This is a genomic window from Cupriavidus necator A5-1 (genome assembly GCF_000744095.1).
GTDB lineage: Bacteria > Pseudomonadota > Gammaproteobacteria > Burkholderiales > Burkholderiaceae > Cupriavidus > Cupriavidus necator_A.
Map to the genome: position 1 here is coordinate 1,605,974 of NZ_JQLI01000001.1, position 15,837 is coordinate 1,621,810.

Sequence of the window (15,837 nt, forward strand, 5' to 3'; positions counted from 1 at the left end):
TTGCCGATAAGCAATTGCAGCGCACCAAAGGTACACATACACTGGCGTCGTTCGGCTTCCCGAACGGCTTTCTACCCCGCACAAGGATTTCCGCGAGATGCCCCCGGACCGAGACACCACCAAACGGATCAGCGACATCCCACGCCACTGGGCCGCCCAGACCCCCAACCATGTGGCCGTCTTCGAGGATGGCCGCACGGTTACCTTCGCACAGTTGTGGGCAGGGATCGAGGACGCGCAACGCTATCTTGAAGCGCAAGGCGTGGGCACCGGCGACCGGGTGCTGGTCGCGGCCGAGAACTGCCTGGCCGTGATCACGCTGGTGTTCGCCTTGTCGGAGCTGGGCGCGTGGCCGGTGGTGGTCAACGCTCGCGTATCGGAACGCGAGATCGAGGAGATTCGGGCGCATTGCCGGCCGCGCCTGATGCTGTTTACCCATGCCGCCTCCCCGGACGCACTGCGGCACGGCGTGCGCTACCGGGCGCGGGAGATTGCACCCGCCGGCCTTGGCCCGCTGATGGCCAGCGCCGTCGACGCGGCCAGCGAGCGCGAGCCGGAAGCGCTGGCGCGCGAGGTTGCCGCGCTGATCTACACCTCGGGCACCACCGGTCAGCCCAAAGGAGCGATGGTCACGCACCGGGGCCTGTTGCACTTTGCCCGCGTCACGGTGGAATCCCGCCGCATGCTAGCCGACGACTGCGCCTATGCGGTCATGCCGATGTCGCACGTGTTCGGACTAGGCACGCTGCTGGTCTCGACGTTCCAGGCCGGTGCCAGCCTGTACCTGAGCGCGCGTTTCAATGCGGCCGACGTCACCGCGGCGATCCGCCAAGGTGCGATCACGCTGCTGCAGGGCGTGCCGACGATGTTTAACCGCATCGTCGCGCACGTACGCGCGAGCGGCTTGCCGCTAGCGCCGTCGCCAAGGCTGCGCTATCTGTACACCGGTGGCGGACCGCTCGATCCGACGCTCAAGCAGGAAGTCGAGGCCATGTTCGGCCAGCCGCTGCACCATGGCTACGGCATGACCGAGTATGCCGGCTCGCTGTTCGTCACGCGCATGGACCGGCCGCGCAGCGATTGCTCGGCGGGAGAGATCGTCGAAGGCGCCGAGCTGAAGGTGGTCGGCCCGGACGGCAAGCCGGTGCCGCAGGGCGAGCCCGGCGAGCTGTGGATCAGAGGCCCGGGCGTGATGCGCGGTTACTACCGCGCACCGGAACTGACCGCCGAGGCGCTGCGCCCCGACGGCTGGCTCAACACTGGCGATCTTGGCCGGCTGGGTCCCGACGGCGCCCTGTTTATCGTCGGCCGCACCAAGGACCTAATCATCCGTTCTGGCTTCAACGTCTATCCGATCGAGATCGAATCGGTCATCAACACGCATCCGTCCGTGCGCCTGTCCGCCGTGGTCGGCCAGCCCACCGCAGACGGCAACGAGGAAGTGATCGCCTTCGTCGAAATCAAGGATGGAGAGAAATGTGATGCAGCGGCGCTGCACGAATACCTGATCGATCGCCTGTCGCCATACAAGCGGCCGGAGAAGATTATCCGCGTGGCCACAATCCCGACCACGGCCAGCGGCAAGCTGCTCAAGCACCAGCTCAAGCAGATGGTCGCGGAACAGAAGTAGCGGCTGCGGTTTGGGGGCGCCGTCAGTCCTGGCGTCCGAGGCCGTCCTCGACCAACAGGTCGACCTTGCGCGCAAACAGTGGCAAGGCGCCGAGGTCCGCGACGCATATCTGCAGCTTGCGCTCGGCCCACTCATCATTGAGCTGGATGATCCGCAGTGCCATCGTTCCGCGTGGCGGGCGGCGGTGCTCTCCGGCAGAACGCCGATGCCGACATTCGCCTCGATCATCCGGCAGGCGGTCTCGAAGTTGCTGACGTGGACGCGCCAGCGCAGTTCGCGCTTAAAATCTTGTCTACCGTAAGCAAGGTATTGGGTACACGGGCACGGCATCTCCCGGTTGGAGGCATTCATCATTTCCGCAATTGCGTCGTGCGGTCGCGGAGCGTGCATGGCCTGACACGAAGTCATCGGCGCCGCCGCCATCGCCAGACAATTTTGGCTTCAATATGGTGCGCCATCCTAAGGCAATTCTTCTCAAACTGCGGCGCGGCAAAAGCGCGACGCAGAAACGGGTACGCTCTTGTTGCCGCTGACAACTGAAGGGGCTTCCACCCGCTCTAGCCCGTCCGCCGACCGGCGGCCATTACGCTGCCGAATCGCAGCGGCAACTGCGCAACCTGCTCGGCCACGAGCAGATCGTTATGGCGCCGCCTTTCGCAGCCATAGTGGGCGTTGGGAACCGTTGCCAGGCGCAGGCTCGCTCGACGAGATGAGCAGGTGGTCTTCACGCTTCTGCAGCCGAATCTGCAGCCCGATAATTATTAAACCTATTTTCGGGATGTTGTACTAGGGCCCGGACGGATACTGGAATCGTATAAGTCGTACCGCGCCGCATCAAATGGCAATCGGCGAAACCGTGGTTCTCCGCCCGCGAACACCTGCCGGCCTGGTTCGCGTTCCGGCAATCGCCGGGTCGCGAATCGGCATTTGAGCGGCGCGGTTGCCGCCTCTACCATCAGTTCCAGTGGTATGGAAAACGCAGCGCACGCCAGCGCGGACAAGAGATCAGACAAGCACCACTCCCGGAGTGGTGCACTGAAAGGGCAACACATTCATGACACGTTCCGCACAGATCACGATGACCTTGGAACGGGGCCTTCATGTGCTTCGTGCCTTCCGTGCCGAGCGTACGCCGCTCACAAACAGCGAGATCGTCAAGCGCACCGGCCTGCCGAAAGCGACGGTGTCGCGCCTGACCACCACCCTGATCGCGCTGGGCTTCCTGCGCCGCGTTGCCGGCAGCACGCAGTTCGAGCTGGCCCCGGCTTCCCTCCACCTCGGGGACACCTACCTGGAAACCAATCCGGTCACCGATCGCGTGCATCCCTTCCTGCAGGAACTGGCGGACCAGCTTAATGTGTCGGTCGCCCTTGCCGTGCCCGATCAGCTCGACATGCTCTATATCGCACATCGAACCAGTTCGCGCATTGCGACCCTACGCCTCGGCGTGGGCTCGCTGCTGCCGATGGGTTGGACGGCGACCGGCCGCGCTTGGCTTTGGGGCTTGCGCCCCGATGCCCGGCATGAATACCTGGAAACCCTCAAGCGCGCGGACGGCGCGCGCATCGCCGAACTCGAACGCGGCATCGCTGCGGCCTTCCAGGACCTGCAGACCCTTGGGGTCTGCACTTCCCTGGGCAAGTATCAGCGCAACGCTTACGGGATTGCCCTGCCTGTCACGGTGGGACGTTCGGCCACACTGATGTCGCTGAGCTGCGGCGCGGTTGAGTTGGAGCCGGACATGGCAGCCATCACAGAACGCCTCGCGCCTGTGCTGAAGGCCGCAGCAGCCGACCTCGTCGAACTGCTGCGGGATGTTGATACGCGGATCTGACGCTCAATCCGCGGCGCCTTCCCGGACGCCACTGCGGCATCAGTGACGCGTGCTCAAGCGCTCCTCCAGGGCATGCGCCGTCGCAGCGAGCCTTGGGCCCAACTCCCGCTCCATCCTGGCGCGATTCATGCCCGCGCTGCGGCCAACGCTGGCCAGCACCACTGACGGATGTCCCGGCACGCAAACAGGTACCGCAACCGAAGCCAGCTCGCGCCCGCAAGGCGACATGCAGAAGCCGTACTGGTGGAGCTGTGACATGCCCTCGGCCATCTGCCTGCGCAGGGAGGGCCAGTCACGGCCGCTCTTGCGTTCGACGTTGCTCTGGAGGTAGAAGCGCTCCCGTTCCGGCAATGCGGCGAGCAGTGCCCAGCCCATCGGGGACGAAGCAATCGGCACGCGGATCCCGGCAGCAAGGTGCGTGTCGAGATAGACGTTCTTGCCAACCTGCGATTCATTGACGATGACATCGAGCCGGTCGCGCGCACCCAGGATGACATGGGTATCGCTGGCGTCGGCAAATTTCTGCATCTCGATGCGGGCGGCGCTTTGCACGCCGTCACCCGAGACCGCCGCGTAGCCCAGGGTCAATGCGGCCGAGGCAAGCCGGTACTTGCGCCGGCCCTCGTCGTAGCGCACATAGCCGAGTGCTGCCAGGGAATGCAGCATCCGGGACACGGTAGGCGCCGGAATGCCGGTCTCCACGGCAATCTCCTGGTTGCCCATCCACGGATGCTCAGCGCTGAATGCAGCCAGCACGGCCAGGCCGCGAGCCAGCGGCACCACCCGCACGTCACCCTTGTCGAGATCACGGTTCGATTGCATCACGGCTTGAACGGTTGCCATGGCTGTCTCCATTTTTGCCGGCCCGGCCTTCATTGGGCCGAGCCGCTATTCCCGTCACGCCTCAACGGTAATCAGCTGGCGGCGATGGGCCAAGTTGTGTTCCGCGACGCGGCGATTCGCCAATCGCGATCCAGCACCCCGCGTGCCGGGCGGCTGGCTTATGATAACGACGTTCTGGTCCTGCGCAATATCGGAAGCGCGAGACATGCTCGCCAACCTTCCCCGAACAGGAAAAGGTTGGCGACATGGCCTATCAGTACGCCTTGAGCAGACCCGGCGCGTTGTGGGCGACGAAGTTGCGTACCATTTACGCCAGGCTGCAATGAGGCCGGCTTTAGGCGATGCGGCCATCAGGGCAGCACTGCCTGTGCTCAATAAGACTTCGGCAGCCCGAGCTTGCGCTCGGCGATGTTCGACAGGATAAGCTGCGGGGTGACGGGCGCAATGTAGCCGATCCAAGCTTCCCGCATGAATCGTTCCACGTGATACTCCTTCGCGTAGCCGAAGCCGCCATGCGTGAGGATCGAGGTCTGGCAAGCGTTCATGCAGGCCTCGGATGCCAGCAGCTTGGCCGCGTTTGCCTCCGAGCCGCAGGAGCTCCCTTTGTCGTAGAGATCGGCAGCGGCGAGCAGCATGTGGTTGGCCGCCTCGAGCTCCGCCCAGTTGCGGGCCAGCGGATGCTGGACACCCTGGTTCTTGCCGATCTGACGACCGAAGACTACGCGGTCCTTGGCGTATTGCGTGGCAAGCTTGAGCACCGCGCGGCCGATACCGACCTGCTCGGCGGCGACGAAAACGCGCTCCGCATTCATGCCGTGGAAGATATACTTCAGGCCCTTGCCTTCCTCACCGATCAGCGAGTCTTTGGAAACCGGCAGATCGTCGATGAACAACTCGTTGGTGTCGACAGCGGCACGGCCAAGCTTGTCGATCTCCCGAATGTCGACATATTTGCGGTCGAGCTTGGTGTAAAACAGGCTCAACCCTTCGCCGTGCTTCTTGACCTCCTCGACCGGCGTGGTGCGCGCGAGAATCAGCATGTGGTCGGCGACCTGCGCGGTCGAAATGAAGACCTTCTTGCCCGAGATCAGGTAATTGCCATCGGGCTGCTTCTTCGCCACAACCTTGAGCTTGGTGGTATCAAGGCCCGTGTCTGGCTCGGTGACCGCGAAACACGCCTTGTGTTCGCCACGGACAAAGGGCGGCAGCCAGGCCTTCTTCTGCGCATCCGTGCCGAAATGCACGACCGGCTGCAAGCCGAAGATGTTCATGTGGATAGTGGAAGCTCCCGCCTGCCCGCCGCACTCGGCTACGGTACGCAGGAAGAGCGCAGCTTCAGTCACGCCCAGGTTCGCGCCGCGGAACTCCTCTGGCATGCAGATTCCGAGCCAACCGCCACTGGCAACGGCCTCGAAGAACTCGTGCGGAAACTCGTGGCTCTTGTCCTTGTTCCGCCAGTACTCGAGCGGAAAGTCCGCACAGATCTTTTCAGCCGCATCAATAATGGCGAGCTGATCGGCGCTGAGTTGGTAATCCATTGCTTCACTCCTGCAGGTGTCAGATCAGGCCTTGTCGGCAGGGCGCAGCATCATCAGGCCGGTGCGCACGGCAGTGCAGACGATTTCGTCGCGTTGGTTCTTGGCAACGTGCTTGAAGGTGACGATGCCAGAGTCCGTGCGGCTCTTGGAGATGCGGGTTTCGATAATCTCAGTCTCGACGCGGATGGTGTCGCCGTGGAAGGTGGGCTTGGGAAAAGCAATCTCTCCAAAGCCGAGGTTGCCCAGCGTGGTGCCCAGCGTGGTCTCGTACACCGTGATGCCGGCCACCAGCGCCAGCAGGAACATGCTGTTGACCAGGCGCTGGCCGTAGAACGTATTCTTGCTGTATTCGGCGTCGATGTGCAGCGGTGCACAGTTGTAGGTCATGGCCGAGAACAGGACGTTGTCGGTCTCGGTTACGGTGCGGCGAATGGCGTGCTCGATCACCATGCCGGGCTTGAATTCTTCGAAGTAAAGGCCTGCCATTTGTCTATCTCCTTGGGTAGTCGCAATCAGTCGTTGAACGAGTGTGCGAGCTCGATAATTTCGCGCGCAGTCTTCACATGCGCGATGTCGATGTGCTCGCCGTCATAAATGCACGAGGCACGGCCCTCGGCCTGGGCCTTTTCCAGCGCATCGATCATTCCCTGGTAGAAAGCCACTTCCTCCTCGGTGGGACTGTAGGTTTTGTTGACGATCTCGACGTTGGAGGGGTGCAGCACCAGCTCGCCGCTCATGCCCAGCTGGCGGTCGTTGGCGGACGAGACCTTGAGCCCTTCTAGGTCATGCACCTGCTGCCATACACCGCCGATGGGCAGCTTGCCCGCGGCGCGTGCGGCCATGACGATGCGCGACTTCAGGTACAGGGTCTCGCGCCCTTCGAGCGACCAGACGGTCTTGAGGGCACGGGCCACGTCGGCGTTCTTGGCCGTGGCGCCGACGATGGCGGGCACGCGCTCGTGCTGGGCGATCTCGTAGGCGTATTGCAGCGAGCGGGCGGTCTCTAGCAGCGGAATCACCCGGGTGTGGCCCACCGGCACGCCGGCGCGATATTCAGCCTCGGCCAGCATGGACGAGACGGTATGAATGTCCTCGGGGCCGCAGGGCTTGGAAATCACAATGCCCTCGACCACCGGATTGACGATGGCCAGGATGTCTTCGTAGTCGTACAGGTGTGCGCTGCGATTGATGCGCACCCAGATGCGCTGTTTCTGGCCGGCCAGCCAGTCCAGCTTGGACTTGACGATCTCACGCGCCTCGACCTTCTGCGCCGGCGGCACGCTGTCCTCCAAATCCAGGATCAGCGCATCCGCTTTGGCTGCCACCGATTTCTCGATCCAGCCTGGCTTGTTGCCCGGCACGAACATCATGGATCGCATCGGTTTCATGGCACTTTTACTCATCCTCGTCTCCTGGTAATGATTACTGCCTTACAACCGTTAGATGAACGGCGAAAAATTTTTTGGGAAATCCCGTGGCCTTGATGCTAGGTGGGCCAGGTGGTTTTACTCAAGTAGTGACTGGCGAACCACCGATTCGCATTGCGCGAATCGGCGATGCACGGACGGCTTCAGCCCGCCGGATGGCGTCTCGGCAACCGTTGCAGGCAGCGAAACTTGGCCACCACCTCGTTGCGCTGGTTATAGGCGCGACGCTCCAGTTCGATCAGGCCGGCGTCGGGGCGCGCAGGGTCGTCGCGCTTGTCCAGCACCTCGCTTTCAACATGGATGGTGTCGCCGATGAAGACGGGCCGCGTGAAGCGCACGTCGCTGAAGGCAACGGTGCCTGACACCAGGCCTCGGGCCAGTCCGGCCGCACCGATCCCGCATGCCAGGCCCAGCAGAAGGATGCTGTTGACGGCACGCATGCCATATGGCGCGGCTTCGGCATACGCCTGGTCCACGTGCAATGGCTCCATGCCAAATGTCAGCGTGCTGAACAGAAGGCTATCGGCCTCCGAGATGGTCTTGCGGATGGCATGCCGGCCGGCGCTGCCAATGACAAAGTCCTCGAAATAGCGGCCGGTCGCGGCGTCGGGCATGGGTGCGTTCCCTTGAAAGGCGGGACTTGCATGTGCGTGCCACGACGCAGCGTCCCATTACGCTTCAAGGGTAATCAGCAGGCGGCGATGCGCCAAGTTGTGTTCCGCGACGCGGCGCTTCGCCAACCGCGATCCGGCATCAGGTGTGCCGGACGGCCGGCTCAGGATGACGCCGGCTCAGGCTGCTCGGTCAACTGGCGGATCAGCGCGCGGGTCGCCGCCGTGATCGCCTTGCCGCGGCGCGTGCCGATCCGCACGCTGCGGGTCGTCCATGGCTCGGGAATCCGCAGCACTGTCGAGCGCGTGCTGGCCTCTAGCGACACCATGCACTCAGGCAGGATGGTCACGCCAAGGCCCGCCTCAACCAGGCTGCGCGCCGCCTCGGGACCATTGATCGTGAACTTGGGATGCACTACCTGGCCGATCTCGCGCGCGGCGCGGTTGACGTCGGACATCAGCGTGGTGTTCGGGTGCATGGCAATGAACGGCTCGCGGATCAGGTCGGCCAAGGCCACCTCGGGCTGCTCGCCAAGCGGGTGGCCATGCGGTACTAGCGCGACCAGGCGGTCGAGGCGATACGGGAGGCTGTCCAGCGGCTCATCGTCGATATCCGGGCTGACGATATACACCGTCAGGTCGACATCACCCGCCACCACCGAACGCACCAGGTTGGTATTGGCGTCCTGTTTCAGCTCCAGCTCGACCAGCGGGAAGTTGCGGGAGAACTCGCCGATCTCGCGCGCCAGGTACTGGATGATGACGGCACCCGTGGTGCCCACGGTGACGTGGCCACGAACGCCTTCGGAGAATTCGCCGAGTTCCCGGCGCATGTCCTCCAGGTTCTCGAACAGCAGGCGCAGATGGCGCGCCAGGACTTCGCCCGCCGCGCTCGGCGCCACGCCGCTGGGATTGCGCTCGAATAACTGCACGCCGGCAACGTCTTCCAGATCCTGGATGCGCTTGGTTGCCGCGGAGGCGGCAATGTTCTCGCGGATGGCGGCGCGCCGGATCTGGCGCTCTTCCACCACCGTCAGGAACAGCCGCAGGGTGAACAGGTCGACCCGCCGGGTCAGGCCATGCACGCTCAGCGTGCTCATGGTGTCTCCTTCAGTGCTGGAACCGGTCTGTCGCCGGGTCAGGCGTCGCGAGCATGCTGCATGGCAGCATTGCGCTACGTGCGCCGCGAACCGCACCGCGAGTATACCGTCATGTCAGGCGGACCTGCACGGCTGCCGCGGCCAGGCGCGTGCCGCTCGGTCCGCGCCAACGCCGCCGCTGACATGCAAGGCAGAGACTTCCTGCAGGTCCAGGTCGTGCTCCAGATGACGCAGCAGTTCGTCGCTGAGCTGTCCGGCGCCATGCATCTTCAGGAGTTCGGCCCTGGCGGCGGCAAGCCCGGCCAGGACCACCGTAAAGTGGGCCGGTCGTTCCTCATCGGGAAAGACGCTGTCCTTGAAGCGCTCGGTCAACTGCGCCCGGTAGTTGTACTGCTCCCACAGGCGCGGGTGCAGCAGGTTGCCGTTGGCGTCGAATACCAGCGGGCGGATGGCTTCCAATTGGACCTTCTCCAGCCGGGCCCATGTCTGGGGTTCGGTCAGCTTAGCGACGCTCCCCTCCTGCATCTTGCGGACGTCGAACAAGCCGATCATCGGGACGATGGTCGCGCCCTGGACCAGCACCGTCACCAGGATGACGCCGAACGCCGCCACCAGGATCACATCCCTGCCCGGCATCGCCTCCGGTAGTGCCAATGCAATGGCAAGCGTCACCACGCCGCGCATCCCCGCCCAGCTCACGATCGTTGCCAAGCGCCAGTCCGGCCGCGCCTGGCGCCTGTGCAACGCGGCATCCGCTCATTGTACGGAACCGGAGCCCGCCTCGGATTGACACGCCCAATGCTTGCGAGGAATCTGCCCAGCAAGCCAGTGCATGTCGCCATCGAACGGGCGATGCATCAACGACACCTTCTCCACGGGACGCTTCTGTGACTACCACCCAACCCGATTCCAGTTCGCCGGCCAACTGCCCGCCCCTCGAGCAGGCAGTGGTTCGCCTGATCCAGAACCTGACCTTCGACCAGCTCGACGCGCCGGCGCATGCCGGGGTGAGCCGGCTCATGCGCGACCAGCTTGCCCTGCAGATCGGCACTTCGCAGATGCCCTGGTCGCACCAGGTACTGGCGTTCGCCACCGCCCAGCAACGCCCCGGCCGCAGCCGCGTAGCCGCAAGCACAGCCACCATGAGCGCCGCGGACGCCGCCTTCGTCAATGGCGCCTATGGCCATGGCTTCGAGTACGACGATGCGCACGGAGCCAGCGCCAGCCATCCCGGCAGCTGCGTGATTCCCGCGGCGCTCGCGATCGGCGAGGAACTGGGCTCGACCCTGGAGGAGGTCATTACCGCGATCGTGACCGGCTACGAGGTCTACACCCGGATCGGCGTGCTGGCGGCACCGGACCTGCTCAAGCGCGGCTATCACCCGCACGCCGTGCTGTCCAGCTTCGGCGCCGCGGCGGTTTCGGCGAAACTGCGCAAGTTCGATGCGGAAACCACCCTGCACGCGCTCTCCATCGCGCTGAGCCATGCGGCCGGCACCACCGAGTACACCTCCACCGGCGGCTCGGTCAAGCGCGTGCACGCCGGCATTGGCACGCGCAGCGGCATGGTCTCCGCGGACATGGCGCAGGCCGGCATCACCGGGCCGCGCGCCTTCCTGAGCGGCAGCAAGGGCTTCTTCCGCACCTTCCTGCAGCGTGGCCCTGGCGATCGGGCCGAGGAACGGTTCCGCCTCGACCAGCCGTTCGAGATCGGCACGGTCTGGCTCAAGGCGTACTGCGCCTGCTATTGCACCCATGCATACATCGACGCGCTCCGCCCGTTCGCCGGTCGCCGCGCCGACATCGCCGATATCCAGGCCCGCATCCACCCCGCCTTCAACGTGGTGGTCGGCACCGCCAATGCCAACGCGTACGAGCCGAAGAACATCGAGCACGTCCAGTTCAGCCTGCCGACGCAGATGGCATTCGCCGTGCTCGGCATGGGCAATGGCTACAAGGTGCACCGCGGCTACCTGGACGGCAAGCTCGACATGGGCCCCGTGAAGGAAGTGGCGCGCGGCATCGGCATTACCGAGGCGCCGGAACTCGAGCAGCGCTACCCGGGCAAGTTCGTCGCCGATGTCACCGTGACCTTCCTCGATGGCACGTCCGAGCATGTGTTCGTAGAAGACCCTATCGGCTCCCTGGCGAACCCCATGTCGGAAACCGAGCAGGACGCGAAGTTCATGGAGCTGACAGCGGACTTGCTTGGCGAAGACCGGGCGCAAACGCTGCTGGCTACGCTCAGGAAGATGGATCCGTGCATCAAGGCCGCGGACCTGATGGCCTTGACGCATTAAGCAGGAAGCGCCGACTCGACCAAGAGTGTCCCGGGTCGGCCGTTCACGATTGTAGGAGATGGCAATGCAGCAGCACCCCGTCGACAACCCCTGCGGGAGCGACGTCGACACCCTCACAAGACTGATGTCCGAGCGCTACACGTGCCGGGCATACCTGGACAGAGCCGTGCCGGACGCGGTGATCCGAAGCATCGTCAACGTTGCCAAGAAGAGCGCTTCCTGGTGCAACGTGCAGCCCTGGCACCTGGTCATCGGCTCGCAGGCGACCACGGAGCAGTTTCGCAGCGCACTGGTCGAGCACGCCGCCAGTTCACCCGAGGTGGATTCGGACCTGCCCTTCCCTGAGGAATATCGCGGCGTCCACGCGCAGCGCAGGCAGGAAACCGGTTACCGACTCTATGAAGCGCTTGGCATCGAGCGCCACGACCGGGAGCGCCGCGCCAGCCAGGGCTTCGAAAATTTCAGGTTGTTCGGGGCGCCGCATGTGGCCATCGTTACGATGGCTGCGGACCTGGGGCCGTACGCGGCAGTCGATTGCGGCGGGTTTATCGCTTCCTTCCTGCTGGCCGCGCACGCGCATGGTGTTGCCACGACGCCCCAGGGGGCGCTGGCACGGCATGCCAGGTTCGTCCGCTCGCACTTTGGCATCGGCGACGACCGCAAGATGATCTGCGCCATTTCGTTTGGCTACGCGGATCCCGATCATGCGGCGAACAGCTTCAGGACGAGTCGGGCGCCTGATGAAGAGATCATGCGACTGGTGTAGCCACCGGCGTTTTCGTAATAAAGCAAGTGCGCCGACCCTGGGTCGGCTCGCTCTTCTTGTCGGATACTTATCGGCCGGCTTTTAGCTGGCCTTGGCCTTGGCCTCCGTCAGGGCAACCAGCTTCTTCCAACGTTCCAGTTCAGCCGGCGCACTGGCGCGCACCGCAGCGGCATCCGCGATATCGACCTCCAGGCCCTGCCCGATGCAGTAAGACTTGAAAGCGGGCGTCGCAGCCGCCGCAGTCATGGCCTTGGACAGTTGCGTGACGATGGCAGGCGGCGTGCCCCGCGGCGCCATAACCCAGATCGGCGAAATGAGCTCATAGCCCTTCAGCCCGGCCTCGTCCATCGTCACGACCCCCGGGAGCTGGCTCGAGCGCTGCAGGCTGGTGACAGCAAGCACACGCAAGCGTCCCGCCTTGACCAGGACCAGCGACGAAGCCACGCCCCCGAAACCGACGTCGACCTGGCCGCTCGCCGTATCAACCGCGACCTGCGCCGGCCCCTTGTAAGGGACGTGGGTCATTTCGATGCCCGCCATGCTGCTCATCAGCGCTGCCGCCATGTGCGACGTGGTGCCATTCCCGGAGGATCCGAACGACACGCTCCCGGGCTTGCGCTTCGCCGCCGCGATCACGTCCTGGACGGTGCGAAACCGGGAACTGGCCGCCGTGGTCAGCAGCAGCGCCGACATGCCCAGCCGGGCGACCGGTTCGAAGTCCCTGACCGCATCGTATGGCGTCTTCTCGACCCACTGGTTCGAATAGTGCGCGGCGTACGTGCACAGCAGCGTGTAGCCGTCCGGTGCCGCCTTGGCCACGAAATCCGTGCCGATGATCCCGCTCGCGCCAAGGCGGTTCTCCACGACGAACGCAGAGCCCAGGGCCTTCGTCAGCTCGGCGCTCATATAGCGCGCGACGACATCGCTGCCCGAACCAGGGCTGACGGGAACGATGATGCGCACCGGGTGGGAGGGATAGGCCTGGGCGAGCACCGAAGCGGGGAACGATGCCGGCATAGCAGCTAGCGCCGGCAGCGACTGCAGGAAGGTGCGGCGCTTCATCATTGCGTTGCTCCATTCTGGATGCGGCTGGCGGCCGCGAGGTTGTCGAGCTCCTCCCTGGACAGCCATTCGGCCAGTGCCAGGGCGGCATTCTCCGAGGTGGCCGCGGCCGGGGGAAGCGGATCGGCGGCGCGCGTACGCGAAAAGCGCGGCGCCGGGCGCGGCTGCATCACGCCATCCACCTCGACAAAGGTGCCGCGCGCCTTCAGGTGCGGATGTTCAAAGGCCTCTTCCTGGTCGAGCACGGGCGCAAAGCACACGTCGCTGCCTTCGAGCAGCTCCGTCCACTGCGCACGGGTCCGCGTCTTGAACTGCGCAGCAAACACGCGGCGAGCGGCCGGCCAGTCGGCACGGTCTGCCTGCTTACCCAGCGCGGACGGATCCAGCTCTAGTCGTTCGAGCAGCTGCTGGTAGAACTTGGGCTCGATCGGGCCGATCGATATGTACTGGCCATCGGCGCATTCGTAGACATCGTAGAAAGGCGCGCCCGAATCCAGCAGGTTGGTGCCTCGCTCCGATCCGGTCAGGCCGGCCGCGCGCAGCCCGGTATGTACAGTCAGCAGCGACGCCACGCCATCGACGATTGCCGCGTCGACGACCTGACCCTTGCCGGAGGTACGTGCTTCCAGGATGGCGCTCACGATGCCGAGTGCGGCATAGACCGAGCCGCCGGCATAGTCGCCGACGACATTGAGCGGTACCGTCGGCGGCTCGCCCTCACGCCCGATCGCATTAAGCAGTCCGGTGATCGCGATGTAGTTGATATCGTGCCCCGCCGTCTGGGCCAGCGGGCCATCCTGGCCCCAGCCCGTCAGCCGGCCGTACACCAGTCTCGGATTGCGCGCGAGGCACGCATCAGGCCCCAGTCCGAGCCGCTCGGTGACACCGGGGCGGAATCCCTCGATCAGCGCGTCCGCCTTGTCGATCAGCGTGCGAACCAGTTCCAGCTCAGCCGGATCCTTCAAATCGACCTGGATCGACTTTCGGTTGCGCAACACCAGATCAAACTGCAGCGGCCGTGACAGGCCCAGCCCCGATGGCTCTTTCCGGTCGACGCGGATGATCGTCGCGCCGAGGTCTGCAAGCAACATGGCGCAAAAGGGAGCCGGCCCGATGCCTGCCAGCTCCACGATGCGCACTCCAGCAAGTGGTCCCACGATTGTCTCCTGATAGCTATGCCCAGTGTCCGCGCGCCTGCAATCGGCGCAAGAGCGGTCCACGCTGCCGGGGGTTCGATCCGCCTGACTCAGGCTCGCCAGCGTCCCCCCTCGCGTACTTCCGCCACCTACCGATCGTGCGCGCCCTCCCCCCAGAACTCAACTCGCCAGCCCATGCCGTTCCGTGCTTTGAGAGGCTGGACCCTGCGCCTGCTCTCAAAGCACGGAACGGTGCACCGGCGCCGATTGCCCAGCCCACCGGCCGCGCCTATCTTCGAGGCATAAGAGAGGAGATATTATGTTCAGCAGAAGGCATTTCCTAAAATCACTGGCGTCACTAGGGGCCGTTGCCTCCGCGCCGTCGGCGTTTGCGCAGCAATATCCGTCGCGGCCGATTCGAATTGTCGTGCCGGCCTCCCCAGGCACGGCGGTCGACGTGACTGCACGCTTTGTTGCCGAGGCACTGGCAAAGAACCTGAAAACCCCGGTCATGGTGGACAACCGTGCTGGCGCCGGCGGGCTCATCGGCACGGACGCGGTCGCCAAGGCTCCCGGGGACGGCTACACGCTGCTGTTCGCCGGTGTTCCCCACCTGACCACGCGGTGGTTTGCCGATGGTCCGGTCACGTTCGATCCGGTCAAGGACTTCGTGCCGATTGCCAAGGTGAGCAGTTCCGCGCTGGGCATCGTGGTCAAGGCCGACTCGCCTTACAAGACCCTGAGCGACCTGGTCGCGGCAATGAAGCGCAAGCCGGGCGAGATCACATACTCATCCGGGGGAGCGGGCAGTACCTCTCATCTCTGCTCAGTGATGCTGAACGACCTGACGAAAACGCGCGCAAGGCATATCCCTTACAAGGGCAACGGCCCGGCCGTGACCGACGTCATTGCCGGCCAGGTGGACTTTACATGCCAGGGTGCACCTAGCGTGGTGCCGATGATCAAGGCGGGCAAGCTGCGCGGTCTCGCCGTCACGAGCGCAGGGCGGTGGGGTGAGATCCCCGATGTCCCGACATCGGCGCAAGCGGGGGTTGCGGGCTTTCAGGTCGCGTCGTGGATCGGCGCCCTGGCACCCGCTGCGACGCCGGCCCCCATCGTCGAGCGCCTGTCCGAAGAACTGGTGCGGATCGCCCAGTCGCCCGCGTTCAAGGAGTTCTGCGCTCATCAGTCGATGTACGTTGATATCGCGGATCGCCGCCAGTTCCTGGCTGACTTGCCGAAGGAGGATGCGCACTGGAAGCGCATCGCGCAACTGTCGAAGGAATCCTGAGCTCGCGTTGCACTGGTCGCGGCTATGCGACGTCCGGCACACCAGCCTTTGCCAAAGCGAGCCTTCAGGCGCGCTCAAGCCTCTCGTTTTCGCAATCGCCAAAGTCCACCATTGGCATTGTCAAATAGCGCAAAACCGGCTTTGGCGACATGCTTTGGGCAATTTCCTGACGATCACCGATGAGCAAGGACTTGGCGGTCAGCTACCACCACGTGAGGCAACGTCGGTTCGCTCCCGTTCGCCAGACCTACACCGAGCGCGACAAGGTCGTGCTTAGCCAAGGTTGGGCCGAGCAGTTA

At 64.4% G+C, this 15,837-nt stretch carries 13 protein-coding genes and 2 pseudogenes; 5 read left to right on the top strand and 10 right to left on the bottom strand.

Going from position 1 to position 15,837, the window contains the following annotated elements:
• The first annotated feature begins 97 nt into the window (after positions 1 to 97).
• A complete protein-coding gene (locus tag K307_RS07025; RefSeq protein ID WP_042877223.1) occupies positions 98 to 1,630 on the top strand; it encodes a class I adenylate-forming enzyme family protein in 1,533 nt (510 codons plus the stop codon).
• 22 nt (positions 1,631 to 1,652) lie between these two features.
• Here K307_RS07025 and K307_RS47655 read toward each other — a convergent pair.
• A pseudogene (locus tag K307_RS47655) lies at positions 1,653 to 1,912 on the bottom strand (LysR substrate-binding domain-containing protein); the annotation flags it as partial.
• A gap of 772 nt (positions 1,913 to 2,684) precedes the next feature.
• Between K307_RS47655 and K307_RS07030 the strand changes: the two are divergent.
• Positions 2,685 to 3,464, top strand: coding sequence for an IclR family transcriptional regulator (locus tag K307_RS07030; RefSeq protein WP_042877225.1), 780 nt, complete (start codon positions 2,685 to 2,687; stop codon positions 3,462 to 3,464).
• A 39-nt stretch (positions 3,465 to 3,503) separates the two neighbouring features.
• Here K307_RS07030 and K307_RS07035 read toward each other — a convergent pair whose 3' ends face one another.
• From K307_RS07035 to K307_RS07065, 7 genes and pseudogenes are all read right to left on the bottom strand, one after another.
• A complete protein-coding gene (locus K307_RS07035; protein ID WP_051974733.1) occupies positions 3,504 to 4,307 on the bottom strand; it encodes an IclR family transcriptional regulator in 804 nt (267 codons plus the stop codon).
• A gap of 371 nt (positions 4,308 to 4,678) precedes the next feature.
• Positions 4,679 to 5,845, bottom strand: coding sequence for an acyl-CoA dehydrogenase family protein (locus K307_RS07040; RefSeq protein WP_042877229.1), 1,167 nt, complete (start codon positions 5,843 to 5,845; stop codon positions 4,679 to 4,681).
• Positions 5,846 to 5,869: 24 nt separating this feature from the next.
• On the bottom strand, positions 5,870 to 6,331 hold the full coding sequence (locus tag K307_RS07045) for a MaoC family dehydratase (RefSeq protein ID WP_042877232.1): 462 nt from the start codon (positions 6,329 to 6,331) through the stop codon (positions 5,870 to 5,872).
• Between the two features lie 26 nt (positions 6,332 to 6,357).
• Entirely contained in the window at positions 6,358 to 7,248 is an 891-nt protein-coding gene (locus K307_RS07050; RefSeq protein ID WP_042877234.1) for an HpcH/HpaI aldolase/citrate lyase family protein, read from the bottom strand.
• Between the two features lie 167 nt (positions 7,249 to 7,415).
• Complete coding sequence (locus K307_RS07055; RefSeq protein WP_042877236.1) at positions 7,416 to 7,886, bottom strand: MaoC family dehydratase; 471 nt, start codon at positions 7,884 to 7,886, stop codon at positions 7,416 to 7,418.
• A 161-nt stretch (positions 7,887 to 8,047) separates the two neighbouring features.
• A complete protein-coding gene (locus tag K307_RS07060) occupies positions 8,048 to 8,983 on the bottom strand; it encodes a LysR family transcriptional regulator (RefSeq protein ID WP_042877237.1) in 936 nt (311 codons plus the stop codon).
• Positions 8,984 to 9,097: 114 nt separating this feature from the next.
• A pseudogene (locus K307_RS07065) lies at positions 9,098 to 9,733 on the bottom strand (cation:proton antiporter); the annotation flags it as partial.
• 137 nt (positions 9,734 to 9,870) lie between these two features.
• On the opposite strand from K307_RS07065, the gene K307_RS07070 reads away from it, so the two are divergent.
• Both K307_RS07070 and K307_RS07075 read left to right on the top strand, forming a co-directional pair.
• Positions 9,871 to 11,283, top strand: coding sequence for an MmgE/PrpD family protein (locus tag K307_RS07070; RefSeq protein ID WP_042877238.1), 1,413 nt, complete (start codon positions 9,871 to 9,873; stop codon positions 11,281 to 11,283).
• 64 nt (positions 11,284 to 11,347) lie between these two features.
• Positions 11,348 to 12,049, top strand: coding sequence for a nitroreductase (locus K307_RS07075; protein ID WP_042877239.1), 702 nt, complete (start codon positions 11,348 to 11,350; stop codon positions 12,047 to 12,049).
• A gap of 81 nt (positions 12,050 to 12,130) precedes the next feature.
• Here K307_RS07075 and K307_RS07080 read toward each other — a convergent pair whose 3' ends face one another.
• Both K307_RS07080 and K307_RS07085 read right to left on the bottom strand, forming a co-directional pair.
• Complete coding sequence (locus K307_RS07080) at positions 12,131 to 13,114, bottom strand: Bug family tripartite tricarboxylate transporter substrate binding protein (protein ID WP_042877240.1); 984 nt, start codon at positions 13,112 to 13,114, stop codon at positions 12,131 to 12,133.
• On the bottom strand, positions 13,111 to 14,268 hold the full coding sequence (locus K307_RS07085; RefSeq protein WP_042877241.1) for a CaiB/BaiF CoA transferase family protein: 1,158 nt from the start codon (positions 14,266 to 14,268) through the stop codon (positions 13,111 to 13,113). Before K307_RS07085 ends, K307_RS07080 begins: the two co-directional genes overlap by 4 nt.
• 406 nt (positions 14,269 to 14,674) lie before the next feature.
• Between K307_RS07085 and K307_RS07090 the strand changes: the two genes are divergently transcribed.
• Positions 14,675 to 15,538 carry a tripartite tricarboxylate transporter substrate binding protein gene (locus K307_RS07090; RefSeq protein WP_329955808.1) on the top strand — a complete coding sequence of 288 codons (864 nt, stop codon included), beginning with the start codon at positions 14,675 to 14,677 and terminating at the stop codon, positions 15,536 to 15,538.
• Positions 15,539 to 15,837: the final 299 nt, after the last annotated feature.

What these genes read in the sequence shown, in the direction of transcription:
- K307_RS07025 (WP_042877223.1), top strand. Translation starts at nt 98, where the DNA reads ATGCCCCCGGACCGAGACACCACCAAACGGATCAGCGACATCCCACGC.
- K307_RS07030 (WP_042877225.1), top strand. Translation starts at nt 2,685, where the DNA reads ATGACACGTTCCGCACAGATCACGATGACCTTGGAACGGGGCCTTCAT.
- K307_RS07035 (WP_051974733.1), bottom strand. Translation starts at nt 4,307, where the DNA reads ATGGCAACCGTTCAAGCCGTGATGCAATCGAACCGTGATCTCGACAAG.
- K307_RS07040 (WP_042877229.1), bottom strand. Translation starts at nt 5,845, where the DNA reads ATGGATTACCAACTCAGCGCCGATCAGCTCGCCATTATTGATGCGGCT.
- K307_RS07045 (WP_042877232.1), bottom strand. Translation starts at nt 6,331, where the DNA reads ATGGCAGGCCTTTACTTCGAAGAATTCAAGCCCGGCATGGTGATCGAG.
- K307_RS07050 (WP_042877234.1), bottom strand. Translation starts at nt 7,248, where the DNA reads ATGAGTAAAAGTGCCATGAAACCGATGCGATCCATGATGTTCGTGCCG.
- K307_RS07055 (WP_042877236.1), bottom strand. Translation starts at nt 7,886, where the DNA reads ATGCCCGACGCCGCGACCGGCCGCTATTTCGAGGACTTTGTCATTGGC.
- K307_RS07060 (WP_042877237.1), bottom strand. Translation starts at nt 8,983, where the DNA reads ATGAGCACGCTGAGCGTGCATGGCCTGACCCGGCGGGTCGACCTGTTC.
- K307_RS07075 (WP_042877239.1), top strand. Translation starts at nt 11,348, where the DNA reads ATGCAGCAGCACCCCGTCGACAACCCCTGCGGGAGCGACGTCGACACC.
- K307_RS07080 (WP_042877240.1), bottom strand. Translation starts at nt 13,114, where the DNA reads ATGATGAAGCGCCGCACCTTCCTGCAGTCGCTGCCGGCGCTAGCTGCT.